This window comes from bacterium, assembly GCA_040757115.1.
In the GTDB taxonomy this organism is placed as follows: Bacteria; UBA9089; CG2-30-40-21; order CG2-30-40-21; family SBAY01; genus JBFLXS01.
In genome coordinates, this window is the sequence record JBFLYA010000429.1 from 1 (window position 1) to 1,528 (window position 1,528).

Annotated in this window: 2 protein-coding genes; both read left to right on the forward strand. The window is 36.6% G+C overall.

What is annotated here, in order from left to right; translation table 11 throughout:
• On the forward strand, nucleotides 1–1,062 hold a 1,062-nt coding region (locus AB1422_19390; GenBank protein MEW6621466.1), incomplete at its 5' end, for a CpaF family protein.
• Between the two features lie 151 nt (nucleotides 1,063–1,213).
• A complete protein-coding gene (locus AB1422_19395; GenBank protein MEW6621467.1) occupies nucleotides 1,214–1,510 on the forward strand; it encodes a hypothetical protein in 297 nt (98 codons plus the stop codon).
• Nucleotides 1,511–1,528 lie beyond the last annotated feature (18 nt).

Sequence of the window (1,528 nt, forward strand, 5' to 3'; positions counted from 1 at the left end):
ATATTAGGATTAGGACCTATTGAGCCGTTGCTAAAGGACCCATCTATTTCTGAAATTATGGTTAATGGTCCCAATCAAATCTATGTCGAACGGCAAGGAAAAATAGAACGCACAAAGGTTACCTTTAATGATAATACACATCTTTTACATATAATTGACCGAATCGTATCACCTATTGGACGACGGGTAGATGAATCAGTTCCTTATGTTGATGCTCGACTTAAAGATGGTTCACGGGTGAATGTGATTATTCCTCCTTTATCTCTAAAAGGACCTATTTTAACCATCCGTAAATTTTTTAAAGAAAAGTTAGAAATTGGTGATTTGATTAGATTTGGCACATTAACGCCCAATATGGGAGAATTCTTGAAGGTATGTGTTGGGGCAAGATTGAATATTATTGTTTCTGGTGGAACAGGCTCAGGAAAAACAACTACTTTAAATGTTTTATCATCGTTTATACCTGCGGATGAAAGAATTGTGACGATTGAGGATTCTGCGGAATTACAACTTCAACAGGAACATATCATTACACTTGAGACGCGTCCTCCTAATATTGAAGGTAAAGGTGAAATTACCACACGGGATTTAGTGCGTAATGCGTTAAGGATGCGGCCGGATAGAATTATTGTCGGTGAGGTCCGCAGTGGTGAGGCATTAGATATGTTACAGGCAATGAATACCGGCCATGACGGTTCACTGACTACGGTTCATTCTAATTCCCCAAGAGATACATTATCCAGAATAGAGACAATGACACTTATGGCAGGTATGGAGTTGCCGGTCAGGGCAATTCGAGAACAAATTGCATCAGCAATTGACTTGATTGTCCACCAGCAAAGACTCCAGGATGGCAGTAGAAAGATAACTAATATCACTGAAGTTCAAAGTATGGAAAATGATGTCATTGTGCTCCAGGATATATTTGTTTTTGAACAAAAAACAGTAGATGAAAAAGGTAAAGTCATTGGTGAGTTAAAACCGACTGGTATTAAACCTAAATTTTATCCGGTATTTGAAGAAAGAGGTATTAAACCACCAGCGGGAATATTCATTAAATAAATTGTAATCAAGTAGGTAAGGAGCAAAGGAGGTTATTTTGTAGTTACATAGATAAAAAAAATTAAAGAATGCTTATTTTATAAGGGTTTTGGATAAATTAGTAAAATAATTTGCTGAAAATGGCAAAAATGACCTTGACAAATTTAAAATTTTGTGGTATATTATCTCTTGTAGAGAATTAAGGTATGAGGAGAAAAAAGATGAAGGAACAAATTCCTATCTATCGTTTTTTTGTGTTCTAAAGTCAGGGTTAAACAAGTATGGCTTGCCAACCACTATCCTTACGAAGAAAGATACAAAGGCGTGTTTGCGTGAGAAAATAATCAACGCAAAACACGCCTTTTTTGTTGAAGGAAAGATTGGAGTCAGACTGACCCCAATACTTCTACCTGTGCTGATTGCCGAATGTTCAGCAGGCAAGTCTGTGTTCTCTGTGGTTAATTTTTGACATTACCGAAAAAACTTT